This is a genomic window from Brevundimonas sp. (assembly GCF_013912065.1).
GTDB lineage: Bacteria > Pseudomonadota > Alphaproteobacteria > Caulobacterales > Caulobacteraceae > Brevundimonas.
In genome coordinates, this window is sequence record NZ_JACESA010000008.1 from 1 (window position 1) to 20,201 (window position 20,201).

General features: G+C 67.6%; 23 protein-coding genes and 2 pseudogenes. 13 read left to right on the forward strand and 12 right to left on the reverse strand.

Features of this window, described 5'->3' with window-relative positions; all coding sequences use genetic code 11:
- Positions 1-316 (reverse strand): annotated as a pseudogene (locus H2037_RS08505) (hypothetical protein); the annotation flags it as partial.
- A gap of 220 nt (positions 317-536) precedes the next feature.
- On the opposite strand from H2037_RS08505, the gene H2037_RS08510 reads away from it, so the two are divergent.
- The gene (locus H2037_RS08510; protein WP_292120334.1) at positions 537-1,205 is read left to right on the forward strand and encodes a cell cycle transcriptional regulator TrcR; all 669 of its coding nucleotides are present in this window, start codon (positions 537-539) and stop codon (positions 1,203-1,205) included.
- Positions 1,206-1,390: 185 nt separating this feature from the next.
- Here the strand turns inward: H2037_RS08510 and H2037_RS08515 are convergent, their stop codons facing one another.
- Positions 1,391-1,564, reverse strand: a complete 174-nt coding sequence (locus H2037_RS08515; protein WP_292120337.1) for a DUF465 domain-containing protein — start codon at positions 1,562-1,564, stop codon at positions 1,391-1,393.
- Positions 1,565-1,680: 116 nt separating this feature from the next.
- Between H2037_RS08515 and H2037_RS08520 the strand changes: the two genes are divergently transcribed.
- The 7 genes from H2037_RS08520 to H2037_RS08550 all read left to right on the forward strand — a co-directional run bounded on the left by H2037_RS08520 (position 1,681) and on the right by H2037_RS08550 (position 6,919).
- A complete protein-coding gene (locus tag H2037_RS08520; RefSeq protein WP_292120339.1) occupies positions 1,681-2,280 on the forward strand; it encodes a UbiX family flavin prenyltransferase in 600 nt (199 codons plus the stop codon).
- Positions 2,281-2,285: 5 nt separating this feature from the next.
- On the forward strand, positions 2,286-2,759 hold the full coding sequence (locus H2037_RS08525; RefSeq protein WP_292120342.1) for a TIGR02444 family protein: 474 nt from the start codon (positions 2,286-2,288) through the stop codon (positions 2,757-2,759).
- Between the two features lie 36 nt (positions 2,760-2,795).
- Positions 2,796-3,020 (forward strand): DUF465 domain-containing protein, encoded by a 225-nt coding sequence (locus H2037_RS08530; protein WP_292120344.1) that lies wholly within the window; start codon positions 2,796-2,798, stop codon positions 3,018-3,020.
- A 67-nt stretch (positions 3,021-3,087) separates the two neighbouring features.
- Positions 3,088-3,708, forward strand: coding sequence for a class I SAM-dependent methyltransferase (locus H2037_RS08535; protein ID WP_292120348.1), 621 nt, complete (start codon positions 3,088-3,090; stop codon positions 3,706-3,708).
- A gap of 144 nt (positions 3,709-3,852) precedes the next feature.
- Positions 3,853-4,488, forward strand: coding sequence for a M23 family metallopeptidase (locus H2037_RS08540; protein WP_292120351.1), 636 nt, complete (start codon positions 3,853-3,855; stop codon positions 4,486-4,488).
- A gap of 122 nt (positions 4,489-4,610) precedes the next feature.
- Positions 4,611-5,561 carry an ATP-binding cassette domain-containing protein gene (locus tag H2037_RS08545; RefSeq protein WP_292120354.1) on the forward strand — a complete coding sequence of 317 codons (951 nt, stop codon included), beginning with the start codon at positions 4,611-4,613 and terminating at the stop codon, positions 5,559-5,561.
- Positions 5,558-6,919 carry an ABC transporter permease gene (locus H2037_RS08550; RefSeq protein ID WP_292120357.1) on the forward strand — a complete coding sequence of 454 codons (1,362 nt, stop codon included), beginning with the start codon at positions 5,558-5,560 and terminating at the stop codon, positions 6,917-6,919. The genes H2037_RS08545 and H2037_RS08550 overlap by 4 nt, the downstream gene beginning before the upstream one ends.
- A 229-nt stretch (positions 6,920-7,148) precedes the next feature.
- Here the strand turns inward: H2037_RS08550 and rpsU are convergent, their stop codons facing one another.
- On the reverse strand, positions 7,149-7,403 hold the full coding sequence (gene rpsU, locus H2037_RS08555; RefSeq protein WP_267516790.1) for a 30S ribosomal protein S21: 255 nt from the start codon (positions 7,401-7,403) through the stop codon (positions 7,149-7,151).
- Positions 7,404-7,590: 187 nt separating this feature from the next.
- Between rpsU and H2037_RS08560 the strand changes: the two genes are divergently transcribed.
- A complete protein-coding gene (locus tag H2037_RS08560; protein WP_292120360.1) occupies positions 7,591-8,238 on the forward strand; it encodes a COQ9 family protein in 648 nt (215 codons plus the stop codon).
- Between the two features lie 46 nt (positions 8,239-8,284).
- Here H2037_RS08560 and H2037_RS08565 read toward each other — a convergent pair whose 3' ends face one another.
- Both H2037_RS08565 and purE read right to left on the reverse strand, forming a co-directional pair.
- Positions 8,285-9,367 (reverse strand): 5-(carboxyamino)imidazole ribonucleotide synthase, encoded by a 1,083-nt coding sequence (locus H2037_RS08565; RefSeq protein ID WP_292120364.1) that lies wholly within the window; start codon positions 9,365-9,367, stop codon positions 8,285-8,287.
- Positions 9,368-9,859, reverse strand: coding sequence for a 5-(carboxyamino)imidazole ribonucleotide mutase (purE, locus tag H2037_RS08570; RefSeq protein ID WP_292120366.1), 492 nt, complete (start codon positions 9,857-9,859; stop codon positions 9,368-9,370).
- A 180-nt stretch (positions 9,860-10,039) separates the two neighbouring features.
- Here purE and H2037_RS08575 point away from each other — a divergent pair, with 180 nt between their 5' ends.
- A complete protein-coding gene (locus H2037_RS08575) occupies positions 10,040-10,603 on the forward strand; it encodes a GGDEF domain-containing protein (RefSeq protein ID WP_292120369.1) in 564 nt (187 codons plus the stop codon).
- Positions 10,604-10,623: 20 nt separating this feature from the next.
- Here H2037_RS08575 and H2037_RS08580 read toward each other — a convergent pair whose 3' ends face one another.
- From H2037_RS08580 to H2037_RS08590, 4 genes and pseudogenes are all read right to left on the reverse strand, one after another.
- Positions 10,624-12,426, reverse strand: a complete 1,803-nt coding sequence (locus H2037_RS08580) for an autotransporter domain-containing protein (RefSeq protein ID WP_292120371.1) — start codon at positions 12,424-12,426, stop codon at positions 10,624-10,626.
- 123 nt (positions 12,427-12,549) lie between these two features.
- The gene (gene serA / locus H2037_RS17405) at positions 12,550-13,779 is read right to left on the reverse strand and encodes a phosphoglycerate dehydrogenase (protein ID WP_365833555.1); all 1,230 of its coding nucleotides are present in this window, start codon (positions 13,777-13,779) and stop codon (positions 12,550-12,552) included.
- 135 nt (positions 13,780-13,914) lie between these two features.
- Positions 13,915-14,442 (reverse strand): annotated as a pseudogene (locus H2037_RS17410) (HAD-IB family phosphatase); the annotation flags it as partial.
- Between the two features lie 120 nt (positions 14,443-14,562).
- Positions 14,563-16,017: an SDR family oxidoreductase gene (locus H2037_RS08590; RefSeq protein WP_292120378.1), complete on the reverse strand. Its 1,455-nt coding sequence runs from the start codon at positions 16,015-16,017 to the stop codon at positions 14,563-14,565.
- A 210-nt stretch (positions 16,018-16,227) separates the two neighbouring features.
- Here H2037_RS08590 and H2037_RS08595 point away from each other — a divergent pair, with 210 nt between their 5' ends.
- The 3 genes from H2037_RS08595 to H2037_RS08605 are packed head-to-tail and all read left to right on the forward strand — an operon-like array spanning position 16,228 to position 17,770.
- Complete coding sequence (locus H2037_RS08595; RefSeq protein WP_292120681.1) at positions 16,228-17,151, forward strand: Hsp33 family molecular chaperone; 924 nt, start codon at positions 16,228-16,230, stop codon at positions 17,149-17,151.
- Positions 17,152-17,192: 41 nt separating this feature from the next.
- Positions 17,193-17,474 carry a hypothetical protein gene (locus tag H2037_RS08600; RefSeq protein WP_292120381.1) on the forward strand — a complete coding sequence of 94 codons (282 nt, stop codon included), beginning with the start codon at positions 17,193-17,195 and terminating at the stop codon, positions 17,472-17,474.
- Positions 17,471-17,770: a type II toxin-antitoxin system RelE/ParE family toxin gene (locus H2037_RS08605; RefSeq protein WP_292120384.1), complete on the forward strand. Its 300-nt coding sequence runs from the start codon at positions 17,471-17,473 to the stop codon at positions 17,768-17,770. Before H2037_RS08600 ends, H2037_RS08605 begins: the two co-directional genes overlap by 4 nt.
- 4 nt (positions 17,771-17,774) lie before the next feature.
- Here H2037_RS08605 and phoB read toward each other — a convergent pair whose 3' ends face one another.
- The 3 genes from phoB to pstB are packed head-to-tail and all read right to left on the reverse strand — an operon-like array spanning position 17,775 to position 20,199.
- A complete protein-coding gene (gene phoB, locus H2037_RS08610) occupies positions 17,775-18,464 on the reverse strand; it encodes a phosphate regulon transcriptional regulator PhoB (protein WP_292120387.1) in 690 nt (229 codons plus the stop codon).
- A 20-nt stretch (positions 18,465-18,484) separates the two neighbouring features.
- Entirely contained in the window at positions 18,485-19,216 is a 732-nt protein-coding gene (gene phoU / locus H2037_RS08615) for a phosphate signaling complex protein PhoU (protein ID WP_292120390.1), read from the reverse strand.
- Positions 19,216-20,199, reverse strand: a complete 984-nt coding sequence (gene pstB, locus H2037_RS08620) for a phosphate ABC transporter ATP-binding protein PstB (RefSeq protein WP_292120393.1) — start codon at positions 20,197-20,199, stop codon at positions 19,216-19,218. Before pstB ends, phoU begins: the two co-directional genes overlap by 1 nt.
- Between the last annotated feature and the right edge of the window lie 2 nt (positions 20,200-20,201).

The window sequence follows — 20,201 nt, forward strand, 5'->3', positions numbered from 1 at the left end:
AGCCACCACCGTTGCCGCCGCCGTTGCCCCCGCCCGGATAGCCGGGCCGGCTGTCCTCGTAGTCGCCGCGGAAGCGACCGCAGACCAGCAGGCCGTTGTCATTGTTGATTTCTTCATTGCCGCAGCGCGCCAGTTCGATCGAGGAGCCGCGAATCTGACCCCGAATGTCGCGGCAGTCGGCGTAAAGGCGACCCCGGTTCGTATAGGCGTCGGTGCAGGACCGGCTGTAGCTGCCGCGCGGCGCGACGCGCTGGGCGGTGACGTCCTGGCCCGAAGCCAGGGCTGCGGCCATGGCGGCCCCAAGCAGAATGGACATGATGTTTTTCCTCTCCCAAAGGCGAAAGCCTCTACTAACGCGAAGGTTGCCGCGGCGCACATGAACCTTGGCTGTACGTGATTGTTCGGCGGCGTTTTCTTTTCAGGCGAATAGGCCTATATCGAAACCATAAGCGCCCGGTCGAAAGGCCGGGCGCCGTCGTATCCAACGCCAGCCGAACCCACATTCGGCGGCCCCACCATTCCGGGACGAACGCCCCATGAGCGACATTCTGATGCCGAAGGCCACCGCGGTCTGGCTGGTCGACAACACCTCTCTCAGCTTCGAGCAGATCGCGGACTTCTGCGGCCTGCATCCGCTGGAAGTGCGCGGCATCGCCGACGGCGACGTGGCCCGCGACATCCGCGGCGTCGACCCCGTCACCGGCGGTCAGCTGACCCGCGAGGAACTGGACCGGGCCCAGGCCGACGAAAACTATCGCCTGAAGGCGATCGTCAGCCGTCACGCCGAACTGCTGAAGTCGGCCAAGCCGGCGCCGAAATATACGCCCGTCTCGCGCCGCCAGGACCGGCCGGACGCCATCGCCTGGTTCGTGCGCAACCACCCGGAAGTGACCGACGCCCAGATCGCCAAGATGCTGGGAACCACCAAGTCCACCATCGAAAGCGTGCGCAACCGCACCCACTGGAACAGCGCCAACATCAAGCCGGTCGATCCAGTGACCCTGGGCCTGGTCGGTCAGTTGGCCCTGGACGAGATCGTCAAGAAGGCCGCCGACAAGAAGACCAAGGACGACCTCAAGAAGGGTGGCGGCACCATCCTGCCCGTCGCCGAGGAAGTCGAGGCCGAGCCGGAGTTCGTGCCGGAAGCCCGCCAGCGTCCCGGCGCCGAGCCGACGGCTGAATCGGTGTTCGGCACGAAGGACTGAGACGCGCGGGGGTGGAGGGGGTCTTGAAGTCCCACCGACGCCTGTGATGCGGTTTAGAGCCCCTCCGTCGCGACGCTGAAGACGCGTCGCGCCACCTCCCCACGATGTGGGGAGGAGACACACGAAAAACGGCCCCGGAGAGCGATCTCCGGGGCCGTCGTCGTTTTTCCGGAGGTCGAGGACCGCTAGTGGATCCGCGCCTCCAGACTGGTGATTTCTTCCTTGAGCCGGAGCTTTCTCTGCTTCAGCTCCCTGACCTGCAACGTGTCCACGGACGGACGGGTGAGCTCCCTTTGAATGGTCTGATCCAGGGTGCGATGACGATTACCCAGTTCGCGAATACGAGCCTCGATGGTCATGGCTTGCGCCTCCGTTGGTTAGGGACCAGTAGAGTGAGCGCCCGGTTTGGCAGGCTGTGGAATCACATTCCGGTGACAGTCTGCCCCGCCGGACCAGACGGAGGCTGACCCCAAATATGGTCGATGATGTGAACGGAGCCGTACCGAGACCGCCGGCCCGAATGGTTGTCGGAATTTCAGGGGCTTCCGGAGCAATCTATGGCGCGCGGGTGCTGGACGCGCTGAACGACCTGGGCGTCGAAAGCCATCTGGTGGTGACGAAGGCCGCCCTGCTCACATTGTCGCAGGAGACCGATCTCTCGTCCGACGACCTGACGTCGAAGGCGTCGGTTGTGCACAAGCTGGCCGATGTCGGCGCGACCATCGCCTCCGGCTCGTTCCGCACCCTGGGCATGATCGTGGCCCCGTGTTCCGTCAAGACGATGAGCGAGATCGCCACTGGCGTGACTTCGTCCCTGCTGACCCGCGCGGCCGACGTGACGCTGAAGGAACGCCGGCCCCTGGTGCTGATGGTGCGCGAGACCCCCTTCCATCTGGGCCATCTGCGGACGATGACCGCCCTGGCCGAGATGGGGGCGATCATCGCCCCGCCCCTGCCCGCCTTCTACGCCCGCCCCGCGTCGATCATGGAGATGGTGGACCAGTCGGTGGGCCGCAGCCTGGATCTGTTCGGGCTGGACTGGAGCGCCGTCCGGCGCTGGGAAGGCCTGAAGTGAGCGACGTGCGGGATACCCTTTGGGACTGGGCGGTCGCCGCCTATGGCGCGCCGGGCGTAAGCGAGGCCTGCGTGGCCTTGCAGGACAGTCACGACCAGAACGTCCCGCTGCTGCTGTGGTCCGGTTGGCTGGCCGCCACGGGCCGCAAGCCGGACGCCGAAACCCTGGAGGCCGCCTGCGATACCGCGCGCGCCTGGGACGGGGTGGTGGTCGCGCCGCTGCGGTCGATCCGCCGCACCTTGAAAGCCCCGATCCCCGATATCGACGACGGCCCGCGCCAGACCGTGCGCGACCGCGTCAAGACGCTGGAGCTGGAGGCCGAACGCCATCTGCTCGACGCGCTCGAAGGCTTGGCCGCTGGCGAGGCGACCGGCGCGCGGCGCCCCGCCATCGAGGCCCTGGTCGCCGCCGCGCGGGTCTGGGCCCCGGTGACGCCGCGCCCCGCCCTGACCCGGCTCGCGGACGCCCTTCCGGCTTGAGGCGCGCATGGTTATAAGCGCGCCGGGGATACCAAGATGAATGACGACGTACCGGAGATCAGCGAAGAGGAAGCGGTGCTTCATGCCCGCCTCGCCCTGTTGCGCCGCGAACATGCCGACCTGGACGCCTCGATCGAAGCCCTGTCAGAGGCCGCCATTCCCGACCAGCTGATGATCGCCCGCTTGAAGCGCAAGAAGCTGGCGCTGAAGGACGAGATCGTGAAGATCGAAGACCAGATCCTGCCCGACATCATCGCCTGACGAATCCGTTCGGTTGAACCCAGTCGACCACGATGATAACGATTCTCACCTATCGACGGAGACGATCATGGCGACCGCGAGCACGGGATGGGACGCGCGCTATGCCGCGACGCCGGATTATGTCTTCGGCACGGCCCCAAGTCGTTTTCTTCTGAATCACGCGGCAGCTCTGACGCCAGGCAGCCGTATCCTGGCGCCGGCCGATGGCGAGGGACGCAACTCGGTCTATCTGGCGTCCTTAGGTCATGAGGTCGTCGCCACCGACATCTCGCCGTCCGGCCAGGACAAGGCGCGCCGCCTGGCTCTGGAAGCCGGGGTAGAGGTCGATTTCAGGGTGCAGGATCTAAAGGACTGGACCTGGCCGCGAGCCGCCTATGACGCCGTGGCGGCGGTCTTCATCCAGTTCGCCGACCCCGATTTCCGGGACCAGATTTTCGAGGGGATGAAGACGGCGGTGAAGCCGGGCGGCTTGATCCTTCTGCACGGCTATACGCCGCGCCAACTTGAGTATGGCACCGGCGGCCCGCCTCAGATCGAGAACCTCTATACGCCCGAGCTGTTGCGGCGTGCGTTCGGCGATTTCGAAATCGTCACGCTGGACGCCTATGACGCCGATCTGGACGAAGGCGCGGGGCACAGCGGACGATCGGCCCTGATCGATCTGATCGCACGGCGTCCACCGACCTGACGCCTGCGACCAACCGCCGCCCGACGACGGTCTAAAAGTCGCCCCAGCCGATAGGCATAAGCCAGCCTCCCTTCGGGAGGCGCCGCGCGTCCGGCCGCCGCCTCCCCCCATACCAGAGCGTGAATACGCTGGAGACGCCGCCGCATGCGACGCCTGCTGACCCACGCGCCCCTGGCGCGCTGCAAGACCCTGTTGATCCACGGCGGTCAGACCGCCGCCTTCGCCGCCGTGGCGGTTCTGGCCGCCGCCGCCGCGCCCAGCGTGACGCGCGAGCCGCCCTCGCCCGCCGCCTTGGCCGCGCCGGTCGCCCCTCCGGTCCGGGCCGAGGTCGAGGCCCCCGGCCCGGTCGTGCGCAAGATCGTCTTTTCCGCCCCCGTGCGCGGCTATGCGATCAACTCCCCCTTCGGCCTGCGCAAACTGGCGATCGAGGCGCGGGCGCGGGCGCACAAGGGCGTCGATATCGCCGCGCCCAAGGGCACGTCGGTCTTCACCGCCGCCGAGGGCCGGGTCGTCCGCACCGGCTACGAAGCCGGCGGATACGGCAATTTCATCGAGGTCCGCCACCCGAATGGGCTGAGCACCGTCTATGGCCACCTGAGCCGTATCGACGTGGCCAGCGGCGACGCCGTGACGCCCGGGCAGCGTATCGGCCTGGTCGGCTCCACCGGCTATTCCACCGGCCCCCATCTGCATTTCGAGGTGCGTCGCAACGGCGGTCAGGTGAACCCGACCAAGGTCCTGGGTCGCGATTTCGATGTCGCGGTGAAGGCCCGGGGCTGAACCCGGAACCTGTAGCGGGTTCGCGCAGGACGCAGGCGGGGCGCCGGGCAGGGCGCCAGTTTGTCGCTGGCCTGTATCGCGAATAGCTTGCTAGGCTGGTCCCAACTGTTCTGGGAGGGACGATGACGGCGGCCTTGACGCTCGAAGGCGTGAGCAAGCGATATGGCGGTTTCGAAGCCGTTCGCGATCTCAGCTTCCAGGTCCCCAAGGGATCGATCTGCGGTTTTCTGGGTCCGAACGGGGCGGGCAAGACCTCGACCCTGCGGATGATCCTGGGGCTTCAGCCGGCGACCTCGGGCCGGATCGACATTCTGGGCGCGGCCGACGGGCGGCTGGTGCGGGACCGGATCGGTTTCCTCCCGGAGGAACGCGGCCTGTACAAGAAGATGACCCCGGTCGAGGCCATCGCCTTCTTCGGCGCCCTGAAGGGCCTGCCGACGCATGAGGGCAAGAAGCGGGCGAAACTGTTGCTGGAGCAGCAGGGCTTGGGCGCCGCGCAGAAAAAGAAGATGAAGGAGCTGTCCAAGGGGATGGCCCAGAAGGTCCAGCTGATCGCCGCCGTGGTCCACCGTCCCGAGTTCGTCATCCTGGACGAGCCCTTCTCGGGCCTGGACCCGATGAACCAGCAGGGTCTGGAAGAGATGATCCGGGGTCTGGCCGCAGAGGGGGCCACCGTCCTGTTCTCGACCCATGTGATGCAGCACGCCGAACGGCTGTGCGACAAGGTCGTGCTGCTGGCGCGGGGGCGCAAGGCGTTCGAGGGCACGGTGAACGAGGCCAAGGCGACCGCGCCGCGCTTCCTCGACCTGGAGGGCGCCATCACGCCCGAGGCGGCGGCCGGACTGCCCGGCGTGGCCGGGGTCGAGACCGTGTCGGAGCAGGACGGGGTGCGGCGGCTGAAGGCGGCCCTGGCGCCCGGCGCGGGCGGTCAGGAGACGCTGAAGGCGGCCTTCCTGAACGGGCTGGACGTGCGCGGCTTCGCGCTGAAGGAGCCGAGCCTGCACGAGGCCTTCATCGGCCTGACGGGCGACAATCCCGATCAAGCCGTCACCGGCGCGGAGACCGTCCGATGAAACGCACCCTGCTGATCGCGCGCCGCGAATTCGTCGCCTACGCCAAGACGGTGGGCTTCTGGCTGTCGCTGCTGGCCTTTCCGATGTTCGCCGTCCTGGGCGGCGGCATTCCGCTGCTGATCCGGTCGGCCGAGCCGATCAAGACGGTGGCGGTGATCGAGGAAGGTCCGGCCGCGACCGGACTGGCGGCCGAGGTGCGCAAGGCCCTGCAAGCTGAAAGCGACCGTATCGCCGAGCGGGTGCAGGAGGCCGCGCAGAAGGGCCAGGGGGCCGCCGGCCGCGCCGCCGCCTCCATCGCTGGCCCCAAGATGCGGCTGGTCGAAGCGCCCGCCGCCATCACCGCCGCACAGCCCGGCGCGGCGCGGGAAGCCGCGCTGCGCGATGTGCTGGACAAGGAGGCGCCGAAGGAAGGGCGGCTGGACGCCGTGGTGTTCCTGGACCGCGTCGACGGCAAGCCCCAGGCCCAGGTCTGGACCGCGCGGGCCCTCGACAACGACGTAGCGGATTTCGTCCGCAACGCCCTGCGGACCGGCTATCGCGACAACGCCCTGACCGCCGCAGGGGTGGCTCCGGCACTGGTCGAGGAGATCGAGGCGTTCAAGCCCGAGGTGAAGGCCTTCTCGCCCAACGCCGCCAGCGGCGGCGAGGTGTCGATGCGCGACCGGATACCGTCCTTCATCGGCCTGGGCGCCGGTTTCCTGCTGTGGTCGCTGGTCATCACCGGCGCCTCCATCCTGCTGAACAGCGTGATGGAGGAGAAGTCGAACCGGATCCTGGAGGTGCTGCTGTCCTCGGCCTCGGCGACCGAGATCCTGACCGGCAAGGTCTTGGGGGTGGCGCTGCTGACCCTGACGGTGCTGGCGGTGTGGGGCGGGATCGGAACCGCCGTCCTGCTGTCGGCCTCGCCGGACACGGCGGCGACCATCGGCCAGGTGCTGCTGAGCGACGGTCTGGTCTTCTATTTCGTCGCCTATATGGTCGGCGGCTATCTGATGTACGCGGTGCTGTTCGCGGCCATCGGCGCCTTCTGCGAGACGCCGCGCGACGCACAGACCCTGATGGGGCCGATCATGATGATCCTGGTCGTGCCCATCCTGGTCATGCAGATGGCCCTGACCAGTCCGGACGCGCCGGTGGTCAAGGTCCTGTCGTGGATTCCCCTCTTCACCCCCTTCCTGATGAGCGCCCGCGCGCCCAGCGATCCGCCGCTGATCGAGATCGTCCTGACCCTGATCGGCATGTTCGCCACGGCCGCCCTGATGGTCTGGATCGCCGGACGGGCGTTCCGGGCGGGCGCCTTGTCGGACGTGAAGCTGAGCTGGAAGAGCTTCGGCCGGGCGATCACCGGCCGGGGATGATCACCAATCCTGTCTCCTCCCCGCTCTGCGGGGAGGTGGCGCGGCGCTCCTTCAGCGCCGTGACGGAGGGGTTCTTCGACACATCACCAGCGCCAGTGGGACTTCAAGAGCCCCTCCACCCCCGCGCAAGAGGCGCGGCGGTCCCGCTCCCCGCGAGCGGGGAGGAGAAGGCAAAGAAAAAGGCCGCTTCCTTGCGGAAGCGGCCTTTGTTCTGATCGGTGCGTCAGCCTTACCGGCTGCCGGCGCCGGCGCCCGGAACGCGCGGCTTCGGCGCGGGCAGCAGGCCCTCGCGCTGGGCGCGCTTGCGAGCCAGCTTGCGGGCGCGACGGACAGCTTCGGCCTTTTGACGGGCGCGCTTTTCCGACGGCTTTTCGTAGTGCACGTGGCGCTTCATTTCACGGAAGCTGCCTTCGCGCTGCATCTTCTTCTTGAGGGCTTTCAGCGCTTGATCGACGTTATTATCGCGAACGAAAATCTGTACCAGGTTGAACTCTCCTTTGGCCGCCCGCCGCGTCCTGTGAGGGAGACGGGCGAACAAAATAAAATCGTCTTCCGAAAGCCGGGCTCTCGGATGAAGGCGCGCTGATACACGAGCCGACCGCGCCTGTCCAGTTGGTCTCAACCATTCTTGAAGGCTCGAAACGCCCGCAAGACGGGGGTATGATCGACCCATGACACAGAACGACGACTGGGCCGACCGGACCGAACAGACCGTGCTGGACGCGGCCGTCGCCCGCGCGCCCGCCCTGGGCTGGAACGCCCGTCTGGTGCGGGAAGCCTGCGAGGCCTGCGGCCTGTCGCGCGGCGACGAGGAACTGCTGCTGCCCAACGGCGCGCGGGATTTAGCCGCCCTGCTGTCGCGCCGTCACGACGCCCGCGCCCTGGAGGCCCTGGGCGGGATCGACGCCAAGTCCCTGAAGATTCGCGAACGAATCGCTCGCGCCGTGTCCGAGCGGATGGAGGCCGGGGCCGCCGATCTGGAGGCTACGCGCCGTTGCGCCGCCTTCCTGGCCCTGCCGACCAACACCGACCTGGGGCTGAAACTGGCCTGGGAGAGCGCCGACCACCTGTGGCGCTGGGCCGGGGACGAATCGACCGACTGGAACCACTATTCGAAGCGGGTCATCCTGTCCGGCATTCTGATCCCGGCCCTGACGATGCGCTGGTTCGACGGTCGCGAGAAGGCGGAGGCCTTCGTCGCCCGCCGCATCGAAAACGTCATGGCCTTTGAGAAGTGGAAGGCCGGCAAGGACTTCGAAGCGCCGTTCAGGAAGGTGACGGACGTGCTGAGTCGCGTGCGGTACGGGGCGCGGGCTTAGGCCCCACCCCATCCTCCTGACGAGGATGACGGGGCGTTGGGGCGGGTCAGACTGAACCCAGCACCCGGTTCACATGGGCCATCTTGCGGCCGGGCCGGGCCTCGGCCTTGCCGTACAGGTGGAGGCGCTCGTCGGACTTGCCCGCCAGGGCGCGCCATTGCTCGACTTCGTCGCCCAGCAGGTTCTTCATCTCGATACGGGCGTGGGCGTCGGTCGGGCCTAGCGGCCAGCCGGCGACGGCGCGGATATGTTGTTCGAACTGGTCGCAGACGCAGCCGTCCTGGGTCCAGTGGCCGGTGTTGTGGACGCGGGGCGCGATCTCGTTGACCAGGAGGATGTCGTCGCCGAGATCGAACAGCTCGACCCCCACGACGCCGACGTAGTCGAGACCGTCAAGGATCGCCTCGGCGATGGCGCGAGCGCGGACCTGGGTCGTCTCGTCCACCGTCGCCGGCGCGAGCGTCGTGCGCAGAACGCCCCCCTCGTGCCGGTTCTCGCCCAGGGGATAGACCGCCATATGGCCGTCCCAGTCGCGCGCGGCGATGACCGACAGTTCGCGCACGAAGGTGGCCTTGGCCTCCAGGATCGCCGGGCGGCCGCCCAGGCTTTCCAGGGCCGCGGGCGCGTCCTCGATGGCGTGGATCCAGACCTGGCCCTTGCCGTCATAGCCTTCGCGTCGGGTCTTCAGCAGGGCGGGCAGGCCCAGTTCCGTCAGGCCGACGACCAAGTCGTCCAGCGTATCGACCACGGCGAAGGCGACCGTCGGCGCGCCCACGGCGTTCAGGAAGGTCTTTTCGTCGACCCGGTCCTGCGACACGCGCAGCGCCGTCGGCCCCGGCGCGACCAGAGCCCCGGCCCCAGCCAGACGCTCGATGGAGGCGGCGGGGACGTTCTCGAACTCAAAGGTGACGACGTCGGCGGCACGGCCCAGGGCGGTCAGGGCCTCGGGGTCGTCATAGGCGGCGACAATCTGAGCGCTCGAGACGCGGCCGGCGGGGCTGTCCGGCTCGGGGTCCAGGATGACCACGTCGAAGCCCAGGCGCGAAGCGGCCTGGCTGAGCATCCGGCCGAGTTGGCCGCCGCCGAGAATGCCGAGGGTCGAACCGGGGGGAAGCGGCAGATCGGGCACTCAGTCCTCGACGGTTTCGGCGACGGATTCGGTCAGGGCGGCGCGGAATGCGGCCAGGCGTTCGGCCAGGGCCGCGTCCGACAGGGCCAGGATCTGGGCGGCCAGGATACCCGCATTGGCGGCGCCCGCCTCGCCGATGGCCAGGGTGGCGACCGGAACGCCGGCCGGCATCTGCACGATCGACAACAGACTATCCATGCCCTTCAGGGCCTTGGACTTCACCGGCACGCCCAGCACCGGCAGTTCGGTCATGGAGGCGGCCATGCCCGGCAGATGGGCGGCGCCCCCGGCGCCCGCGATGACGACCTTGAAGCCCGCGGCCTTGGCCCCGGTCGCGAACTCGACCAGCCGTTGGGGGGTGCGGTGGGCGCTGACGACCTTGGCCGTCCAGGCGACGCCCAGTTCGTCCAGCTTGTCGGCGGCCAGCTTCATCGTCGGCCAGTCCGAACGGCTGCCCATGATGATCGCCACCGGCGTTGCGGAAGTCGCCATGCTTGTTAAGGCCCCTCGCGGAAAGGCCGCCCGTTACAGCACACGGACGGCGCCCGCAACCGAACAGCCGGTTTTGGGTCGGGTTTCGACAAGGCGCAGCCTTCAATCTCGGCCGTTCAGCCTCTAACATCGGGTCAACGCGCGTCCGGCTGAGTCGCGCGGCAGGAGCCTGACTGCGCCGTGACCGACGTGGCCGAACACGACCTGACCGCCGAGATCGCGCGCCTGCGCGCCGAGCTGGACGCCTGGAAACAGCGCGCCGCCGCAGCCGAGGCGGCGGCCGACCACGACGTCCTGACCCCCGCCCTGAACCGTCGCGGCTTCGTCGCCGCCATGCAGCGGACCATGGCCTATTGCCAGCGGCACGAGGTGCCGGCGGTCCTGCTGTATCTCGACATGGACGGGTTCAAGTCCGTCAACGACCAGCTGGGCCATGCCGCCGGGGACGCCGCCCTGGTGGCGGTGGCGCGCATGCTGCTGAACCATCTGCGCGAATCGGACGCCGTCGGGCGGCTGGGCGGCGATGAATTCGCCCTGCTGATGCTGCACGCCGGCCTCGACGAAGGCCGGGTCAAGGCGCGGCAGCTGGCCGAGGCGCTGAAGACCGAGGGTTTCGTCTGGGAAGGTCGACAGACGCCCCTGGGCGGATCATTCGGCGTCCGCGCCTGGGACGGCCACACCGACCCCGAGATCTGGCTGACCGAGGCCGACGCCGCCATGTGGGTGCGCAAGAAGGGGCGCTGAGGCCCCTTCCCCGCCCCTGCTTACAGCGGCAACCGCAGCTGGATTCCGCCCATGTGGCTGTCGGCGTGTTCGCCGTAGCGGCCGCGATAGGCCACCGTCACCTTGACCGGACCCAGCGAGCCCTCGACCCCGGCCGAGGCCAGGAACTGACCGCCGAAGGGCTCCTCGACCTCACGCTCCAGCACCTGGGCCGGGTTGTTGTAGATGCCGACGCGCACCGGATCGGAACTGTCATCCAGCGCGTCACGATAGCCGCCCTCGGCGAACAGGCCGAAGCCGCCCATCTCCGCCTCGGCCCGTAGAGCGACCTCGCCGGTGATCGCCTTCATCTCGCGGTCCTCGTATTCGTACTGGGCCGCGACGCCCTGCTCGTAATAGCCGTCGACGTCGCTTGTGGCCCAGGTCACGGCGGCGCGGGGCGACAGGGCCACCCCGCCCATGTCGAACCACATGCCCCCCTGGAGGCGCGCGCCGGTGCTGAAGGCCCGGGTATCAGCCGTATGGACGATGGGGGCGAGGCTGGTCAGACGTTCGATGTCGTCGATATTGTCCCGCGCCACGCCGACGGCCGCATTGACGAAGGCGCCGCCGGACCGCCAGCCGCCGTACAGATCCAGGCCGAAGCTTTCGACGGTGAAGGTCAGGGCCTGGCTTTCGACGTCGGTCTTGCGCGCCGTCCCCGCCATGCCGAACCGCCAGGTCTCCGACGGTCCCGCCTCCAGCGCGATCCGTGCGCCCCAGCCGTCGCTGGACGACTCGGTCACGGAATCACGGGCGTCCGTATCGACGCTGTCGATCATAGCCGACGTGGTGATTGAGACGCCGGCTTCCCAGGCTTCGCGGCCGGACAGGGCCTCGCCGGCCGCGTCCAACGCATCCTCGCGGTGCCGGAAGGCGGTCTCGCCCTGCAGGGCCGACTGGGCGCCGATGTCGCCGTAGTACAGATAATCGGTCGCCAGACGGGCGATGATCTGGTGCCCGGTCGCGGTCGGGTGAACCCCGTCGAAGTAGAAGTAACTGCTCGGGTTCGAACAGACGGTCACTCCGTTGAAACAGGCCTGGGTGACGTTGGTCACGCCGAACTGGCCCGGATTGGCGGCCAGGGTGTCGCCGACCTTGAACAGGTCCATCATGATGATGTTGCTGCCGGGACGGGCCGCCGCCGTGGTGTTCAGCCCCGTCAACAGGGCCGAGTTGAAGGTCGTCACCGCATAGTCGGCCAGGGGCGCCGCCGTCGTGCCGGCGAACTGCGGCGTCAGGCTGAGCTTGGGCAGATTGGTGACCAATATGGTCCCCGCCCCCGCGCCGGCCACGCTGTTGACCAGGCTGGTGATATTCGCGGCGGCGGTCGTGGCGACAGGGGTGATGGCCGCGACGGGACTGGACGAGGCGCCGGCGGCGGGCAGACCCTGGAAGATGTCATTGGCCCCGCCCAGGACGCTGACCAGGTCATTGGCCCCGAAGGTCCCGCCCCGGCTGGTATAGGCCGCCAGCTGGCTCAGCATGCCGGGCGGCGGTCCCGCCGATGTGTCGGTGCGGGCGCCGCCGAAGGCGTAGTTGATGCTGCCGCTGACAGCGCCGGTGAAATTGACCGCGTTGAAGCCCAGAAGTTCGGTGAACACCGGTCCGCTGGAGAATCGCCCCTGATAATAGGGCGCGGGCGTCTGGGCGCCGCCGGTGGCCAGAAACAGATTACCGTTGTCGCTGAGGCTGTCGCCGAAAACGACAAGCCGATCATAGTCCTGGGCAGTGGCCGAGCCCGCAAAGGCGCAGGCGGCGACGACCAGCGCGGCGAGGGCGCCGCCGGTGAGATAGCGTGACATATGTTTCCTCCCACGACCGTCGTGTATCGCGGCCGTTACACGGGAGGATGCGCCACTTTGCGGCGAGCGCAAGATGCCGTTAGGTCAGCCTTCGGACGTTTTCTCCGTCGGGCTGTCTTCGCCCTAATGCAGCGTCCGGAACTTCAACGTGCCCGGCACGGTCTTCAACGCCCGCAGAGCCTCGGGGTCGTAGTCGCGGTCCACGTCGGTGATGACATAGCCGGTGCGTTCGTCGGTCTTCAGGTGCTGGCCCAGGATGTTCAGACCGGCGGCGGTCAGGGCGCGGTTCAGTTCGGCCAGGACACCCGGCTGATTCCTGTGGATGTGCAGGATGCGGTGGGCGCCCGAGACCTCGGCCAGCTGCACGTTCGGCAGGTTGACGCTGAAGGTGGTGTCGCCCCGGTTCAGATAGCCCAGCAGACGCTCGGCCGCGAACTCGGCGATGGCCTCCTGCGCCTCCTCGGTCGAGCCGCCGATGTGGGGCGTCAGGATCATGTTCTTCAGACCCTGCAGCGGGCTTTCGAACGGATCGGCGTTGGTGCGCGGCTCCTCGGGGAAGACGTCCACGGCCGCCCCCGCGACACGGCCCGACCCCATGGCCTGGGACAGGGCGCCGACATCGACCACGTGGCCGCGCGACAGGTTCAGGAACAGCGCCCCCTCCTTCATCCGAGAGAACTGGGCGGCGCCGAAGACGCCGGCGTTTTCCTTGCGGCCATCGACGTGCAGGGTGACGACATCGCTCTCGGCCAGCAGGGCGTCCAGCGACCGCATGCGCCGGGCGTTGCCCAGGGCCAGCCGTTCCGACAGGTCGTAGAAGACAACCCGCATGCCCAGGTTCTCGGCCAGGACCGACAGCTGGCTGCCGATGGCGCCGTATCCGACGATCCCCAGGGTCTTGCCGCGCAGTTCCTTGGAGCCGGTGGCCGACTTGTTCCATTTGCCGACGTGCATGGCCGCCGACTTGTCCGGCACGTCGCGCATCAGGACGATCATCAGGCCGATGGCCAGCTCCACCACCGAACGGGTGTTCGAATAGGGGGCGTTGAACACCGCCACCCCGTGGTCGGAGGCCGCGTCCAGATCGATCTGGTTGGTGCCGATGCAGAAGGCGGCGACGGCCATCAGCCGGTCAGCCTCTTCCAGCACCCGACGGGTCACGGTGGTCTTGGAGCGGATGCCCAATACATGGACGCCCTTGATGGCGGCGATCAGATCGTCCTCGTCCAGGGCGCCCTTGACCGTCTCGACCGAATAGCCGGCCTCCTCCAGCCGTTCGACGGCCGTCGGGTGGATGTTCTCGAGCAGCAGCATCTTCATGCGGCTGCGCGGGAAGGACCAGCGGCCGACCAGGCCCTCGGCGTGCAGGACCTCGTCCAGCGAGGCGGCCTCGGCGTCGGCGACCTCGACCACCGGGGCGCGGCGGGCGACCTCGGTGAAGGCGTAGAAGGCGTCCGCGGCGCCGGCCAGCTTGACCTCGGCATCGTTCCAGCCGTCGCCGATCATCACCACGCGGCCCGACAGGTTCAGGCCATGGATGACGGCCGGCTTGCCGTCGGCGTGGGACAGGGGATTGGCGTCGTCCACGCCGGTCACGCGGCCGTCGACGTCATAGATCAGGTCGTTGCACAGCACCCGGTCGGGCGACACGCCCAGCTCCTCGGCGACCGGCGCGATGATCTCGCGGAAGCCGCCGGACAGGATGACGACCTTGCCCTTGTGCTGCTGGAAGAAGTTCAGGTTGCGCCGGACGGAGGCGGTCAGGAGGTCCGGCGCCCGCTGAGCCAGGGTCGCGACATGATCGCGGGTCAGGGGCAAGAGGGCCAGGCGCCGACGCAGGGCGTCGCCGAACTCCAGCTCGCCAGCCATGGCGCGGTCGGTCAGGGCGGCGATCTCGGCGCGGATCGGACCCGCGTCCGCCGAGTCCGCCAGGGCGATGTCGGCCAGGGCCTCGAGGGTCTCGAAGGCGACCAGGGTCGAATCGAAGTCGAAGATCAGTGTGGGGCGCGCGCTCATGGGCGGCGTCTTAACCGCCTTCGCGGCTGCGGCAAAGCCGAGCCTTGCTGATGAAGGGGCTCAGCTGCGCTTAAACCTTGCCGCTCGCCGGAAGTTTCGCCCGGCGAGCGGCAAGAAATATCAGAACCGGGCGATGCGGCGCACGTGGCTGTCAGGACGGCGGCTTTCCAGAACGGCCGCACCGACAGCGGCCGCGATGGTGGCGACCGCCAGCAGCGCCCCGCCCTCCCGGACATGACCGCGCGCATAGGCGCCGGCGTCGTCGGCATAGCGGCGGGCGGCCCGGCCTTGCTTCTTCAACGCCTTTTTCGAGCCCTTGCGCGCGGAGCGGAACCATTCATCGGCGCGATCGCGGGCGTCCTCGGAAAAGTCGGCGGCGCGATAACGGGCCTCGCGCGAGAAGTCGCCTGCTCGCTCGCCCACATCCTGGGCGAGGTCCGACGCGCCGTGGCGGAAGGCGTCGACCGCGTCCTCGAACCGGTGACGAAGGGCGCCTGCGTCGACCCAGCCGCGCGGATCGACGCGGGTCTTTATGCGCTGGTATCGGGTCGGGCCGCTGCGTTGCGACAGATAAAGGGCCAGGCCGACGCCGGCCAGAACGGCGGCCAGGGTGCCGGCGCTGACGCCAGGATGTTTGCGGACTTCTGCCAGGGCGCTGAAATTGCGAACCATCGGATAGTGAACCTCTTCATCCAGGCCGTCTTCGGTGGGATCATAAAGCCCGTCGTCATACGGCTGATAGGCGGAACGACGGTCCCGCATCAGCGAAGGAGCGAACCGCGCCAGAAGTGGTTCCGCCATTCCCGGCAAAGCTGAATACAGGGACGCTATGACGCGCCCTCCCCCGCCCACGGTGATCTCCCGGATCGGATGGGTGGCGCAATACAGGATGGTGTCCGCCACCACATGGGTCGCATAGACCGGCTGGGGATTATGCACCGCCTGACCGGTCAGATTGCGGGCGTGACGGGTGTAGGGGGTGTCGATCGCCCCCGGCTTGACCAGGCTGACGGCGACCGGCGACTGTTCGCGCAGCAGTTCGATCCGCAGGGCGTTGGTGAACCCCTTCACCGCATGTTTGGACGCCGCATAGATCCCCTGGACCGGCAGGGGCAGATCCGACAGGATCGAGCCGACATTGATGACGGCCCCGCCGCCGGGTCGCGTCCGCAGATGTTCGACCGCCGCCAGGGATCCGTTGACCACGCCCCAGTAGTTGGTCTCGAACAATCGGCGCTGGTCCTCCAGCGTCGTCTCGCGGATCGGACCGAACAGGCCGACGCCGGCGTTGTTGACCCAGGTGTCGAAGCCGCCGAACAGACGCACGCATTTCTCGGCCGCCGTCTTCAGGGCCTCGGCGTCGGACACGTCCGCCGCCGCCCAGGCGACGCGCGATCCCTGCGCCTGCAACTCTTCGCACAGCGCCCTCAGATCCGCCTCACCTCTTGCGATCAGGAACACCCTGGCGCCCGCCCGCGCCGCCCGACGCGCTGTCGCCAGACCGACGCCCGACGTCGCGCCGGTGACGACGATACACTGCTGACCCAGCGGCTTTAGAACAGGTTTCGCGGGCATGGCCGTTCCTCACGTCCAGACCTCGACAAATTTCGAGGCATTCCATGGCTTGTAGAGCCGGATTCTACAGGTTTTTCGAGCCGACGCCGCGCCTTTGATCGCCGCAACCCGATCGGCCGATTTCCTCCGCCAACATCGCCCCCTTATCAAGCGGGCTCTGGGCGCCTAAATAGCCGCGATCCCGAAATGACGCCTTCCAAGGACTTCGCCGTGACCGATCGCGCGCCTCACTCCGCCGTTTCCGACGATCTGGCCGCCGCCTTCCAGATCGAGGGCTGGCCCGTGCGCGGTCGCCTGGTCCGCCTGGGCGCCACGATCGACAAGATCCTGGCCGCCCACGCCTACCCCGAACCGGTCGCCGCCCTGCTGGGCGAGGCCTGCGCCCTGGCCGCCCTGATCGGCTCCAGCCTGAAGTTCGACGGCCGGCTGATGGTCCAGGCCCAGGGCGACGGGCCCGTGCGCTATGTCGTCGCCGACTACGGCACGGACGGCACGCTGCGCGGCTATTGCCGTTATGACGAGGCCGAGGTGGCCGAGGCGTCGCAGGGTTTCGCCCGTCCCGGCGCCCAGACCCTGTTGGGCCAGGGCGTCTTCGTCATGACGCTGGACCGCGGGCCGGATTTCGAGCGGACCCAGGGCATCACCCCGATCGAGGGCGAAAGCCTGTCCCTGTGCGCGGAACACTATTTCCAGCAGTCCGAACAGGTGCCGACCAAGGTCCGCCTGGCCGTCGGCTCCGTCCAGACCCAGGCGGGATCGCAGTGGCGCGCCGGCGGGGCCATGATCCAGATCATCGCCGGCGACGAGGCGCGCGGCTCGACCGAAGAGGTCTGGGACCGCACCCGCGCCCTGTTCGGCACCCTGGCCGACGACGAACTGATCGATCCGACCATCTCGCCCGAGACCCTGCTGTTCCGGCTGTTCCACGAGGACGGGGTGCGGCTGGAAGGCGCGCGCGCCCTGTCGGCCGTCTGCCGCTGCTCGCGGGACCGTATCGCCTCGGTCCTGGCCTCCTTCGATCCGGCCGAACGCGCCGACATGATCGAGGACGACGGCAAGATCCGCGTCACCTGCGAATACTGCGCCAGCGTCTATGCGCTGGAGCCCGACGAGATCGTCGCGGAACAGACCTGATGCGCGTGGCGGCGGGGGCGGTTTCATGAGAGGATCGCACCATGGCCGCCACCCGCAAGATCACCGTCGAACTGCCCGAGGAGACGGCGCGAGAGATCGACGCCAAAGTCGCCTCGGGCTTTTCCGAGAGCGCGGAAGCCTATGTGGTGGAGAGCGTGGAGACCTATCTGCTAGGTCAGGATCCGGAGGTCGATCGCTGGGTGCGTGAAGAAGTCGCCCCTGCTTATCACGAATGGAAAAGCGGCGAGGATCCCGGCGTGCCCGCGGAGGAAGTCTTCGCCAAGCTCAAAACAAGTCACGCGGCTCGGAAGTCGGCGCGTTGACGACATGGCGGCTGGTCCTGTCGCGCCGCGCCAGCACCGACCTCGCCGCCATCTATGACTGGATCGCGGAAGAGGCCAGCGAGACCACGGCGGACAAATATGCAGAGCGGCTGGAACGCTTCTGCCTTCGTCTGACACGTTATCCGAAGCGCGCAATCGTCAGGAATGACCTGTTTCCCGGCGTCCGACTGATCGGCTTCGAAAAGAGTGTGACGGTCGTCTTCGTCGTCGATGACAGCAGGAACGAGGTTCGAGTGCTGCGCCTACTCTATCGCGGACAGCAGCTCGACCTCTGAATCCTCAGCCTTCCAGATCCAGCGAATAGCCCGCCGAACGGACGGTGCGGATCGGGTTGGCGCTTTCGCCGATGTTCAGCGCCTTGCGAAGACGACCGACGTGGACGTCCACGGTGCGGGCCTCGACATAGACGTCCGAACCCCAGACGGCGTCCAGCAGCTGTTCACGGCTGAACACCCGGCCCGGATGCTGCATGAAATGGTCCAGCAGGCGGAACTCGGTCGGACCCAGATGCACTTCCTGGCCGGACCGCTTCACGCGGTGCGAGACGCGGTCGATGATAATGTCGCCGTGGTTCAGGCGGTCGTCGGCAAGACCGGGACGGATGCGGCGCAGGACGGCGCGGATGCGCGCGATCAACTCGACCATCGAGAAGGGCTTGGTCAGATAGTCGTCGGCGCCGGTGTCCAGACCCCGAACCCGATCGCTTTCCTCGCCCCGCGCCGTCAGCATGATGACCGGCAGGTTGCGGGTCTCGGCCTTGCCCCGGATGCGACGGCAGACCTCGATGCCCGACAGTTTGGGCAGCATCCAGTCCAACAGAACCAGATCCGGCTGGCGCTCGTCGATCTGGAGCATGCCTTCTTCGCCGTCGGAAGCGACGGTGACGTCGTAGCCTTCCTTTTCGAGATTGTACTGAAGCAGGGTCGCCAACGCGTCCTCGTCTTCCATCACAAGGATATAGGGCTGCACGTCAGGTCTCCGGTCGCGGCTTAGTGCGAGGTGGTCGTCAGATTAGGCGTGGAGGTTTCATCCTCCGCCCCCGACAGCGCGCGTGGGCGTTCGCCCAGCATGTCGTCGCCGGTGATTTCGTAGTGAACAGTTTCGGCGATATTGGTCGCGTGGTCGCCGATCCGTTCCAGGTTCTTGGCCATGAACAGCAGATGGGTGCAGGCGCCGATCGTGCGCGGATCGCCCATCATATAGGTCAGCAGTTCGCGGAACAGGGAGTTGTAATGCTCGTCCACCTCGTCGTCGGTCTGCCAGACGGCGACGGCGCGATCGAGTTCCGAGGCGGTATAGGCGTCCAGCACGTCGCGCAGTCGGGTCGAGACCAGACGGCCCATCCGCTCGATCGACCGGGTCAGGGGCTGCATCGGTTCGGCTTCGGCCAGGATCAGCGCGCGCTTGGCGATGTTCTTGGCCAGATCGCCGGTACGTTCCAGGTCCGAGGCCATCTTCATGGCCCCCAGGGTGCGGCGCAGATCGCTGGCCACCGGCTGACGCAGGGCGATCAGGCGGATGGCCTTTTTCTCGATATCGCGATGCAGGGCGTCGAGCTTGAGGTCACGATCGACCACGGCGCGAGCCAGAGCGATGTCGCGTCGCGCGACGGAATCGATGGCGTCCGAAACCTGAGCCTCGGCGAGGCCGCCCATGCGGGCGACTTCGGCCGTGATCTGATTCAGTTCGTCGCCGTAAGCTTTTACCGTGTGCTGATTCATCAGCCGAATCGTCCGGTGATATAGTCCAGAGTGCGACGTTCGCGGGGATTCTGGAAGATGTCTTCGGTGTCGCCGGTCTCGACGAGGCGGCCCATGTGGAAGAAGGCGGTCCGTTGCGACACCCGCGCGGCCTGGGCCATCGAGTGGGTGACGATGACGATGCAGAACCGCTCGCGCAGTTCGTCGATCAGTTCCTCGATGCGGGCCGTGGCGATGGGGTCCAGGGCCGAGCAGGGCTCGTCCATCAGGATCACTTCAGGGTTCACGGCGATGGCGCGGGCGATGACCAGACGCTGCTGCTGACCACCCGACAGGCCCATGGCCGAGGACTGAAGGCGATCAGCGACTTCTTCCCACAGGCCGGCCCGCTTCAGCGCGCTTTCGACCACGCCGTCCATCTCGGATTTGGCGCTGACCAGGCCGTGAATCTTGGGTCCGTAGGCGACGTTTTCGTAGATCGACTTCGGGAAGGGGTTCGGACGCTGGAACACCATGCCGACGCGGGCGCGCAGCAGCACAGGGTCGATCGAGCGATCGTTGATGTCCTCGTCGTCCATGGCGATCCGGCCGGTCACCTTGGCGCCCGCGATGGTGTCGTTCATGCGGTTCATGGTCCGCAGGAAGGTCGACTTGCCGCAGCCCGACGGGCCGATCAGGGCGGTGACGGTCTTGTCCGGGATGTCCAGCGAGACGTCGTACAGCGCCTGTTTGCCGTCATAGAAGACCGAGACGTCGCGCGCGGCGATCTTGATCGGACCGGTCGGCGGGCTGACGACCACGGTCGGGCCAGCCGTGCGGGTGGCGTCTTCGCGGCGAGCTTCCACCGTGGCGTCGCCCTTGGGTTCGACCTGGTCGCCGGAGGCGGCGGCCGCGGGGGCGTCCGCCTGGGGCAGGACCTGACCGCCCATGCGCGGCGTTTCGGTCGGGTCGGGCCGGCCTGCGCCTGTCTGGTCTTCGGCGGAGCGGAAAATACGGAATTTCATTC

Coding starts and splice junctions, on each gene's coding strand:
- H2037_RS08510 (WP_292120334.1), top strand. CDS start 537: ATGAGCGACATTCTGATGCCGAAGGCCACCGCGGTCTGGCTGGTCGAC.
- H2037_RS08515 (WP_292120337.1), bottom strand. CDS start 1,564: ATGACCATCGAGGCTCGTATTCGCGAACTGGGTAATCGTCATCGCACC.
- H2037_RS08520 (WP_292120339.1), top strand. CDS start 1,681: ATGGTCGATGATGTGAACGGAGCCGTACCGAGACCGCCGGCCCGAATG.
- H2037_RS08530 (WP_292120344.1), top strand. CDS start 2,796: ATGAATGACGACGTACCGGAGATCAGCGAAGAGGAAGCGGTGCTTCAT.
- H2037_RS08535 (WP_292120348.1), top strand. CDS start 3,088: ATGGCGACCGCGAGCACGGGATGGGACGCGCGCTATGCCGCGACGCCG.
- H2037_RS08540 (WP_292120351.1), top strand. CDS start 3,853: ATGCGACGCCTGCTGACCCACGCGCCCCTGGCGCGCTGCAAGACCCTG.
- H2037_RS08545 (WP_292120354.1), top strand. CDS start 4,611: ATGACGGCGGCCTTGACGCTCGAAGGCGTGAGCAAGCGATATGGCGGT.
- H2037_RS08550 (WP_292120357.1), top strand. CDS start 5,558: ATGAAACGCACCCTGCTGATCGCGCGCCGCGAATTCGTCGCCTACGCC.
- H2037_RS08560 (WP_292120360.1), top strand. CDS start 7,591: ATGACACAGAACGACGACTGGGCCGACCGGACCGAACAGACCGTGCTG.
- purE (WP_292120366.1), bottom strand. CDS start 9,859: ATGGCGACTTCCGCAACGCCGGTGGCGATCATCATGGGCAGCCGTTCG.
- H2037_RS08580 (WP_292120371.1), bottom strand. CDS start 12,426: ATGTCACGCTATCTCACCGGCGGCGCCCTCGCCGCGCTGGTCGTCGCC.
- H2037_RS08590 (WP_292120378.1), bottom strand. CDS start 16,017: ATGCCCGCGAAACCTGTTCTAAAGCCGCTGGGTCAGCAGTGTATCGTC.
- H2037_RS08600 (WP_292120381.1), top strand. CDS start 17,193: ATGGCCGCCACCCGCAAGATCACCGTCGAACTGCCCGAGGAGACGGCG.
- phoU (WP_292120390.1), bottom strand. CDS start 19,216: ATGAATCAGCACACGGTAAAAGCTTACGGCGACGAACTGAATCAGATC.
- pstB (WP_292120393.1), bottom strand. CDS start 20,199: ATGAAATTCCGTATTTTCCGCTCCGCCGAAGACCAGACAGGCGCAGGC.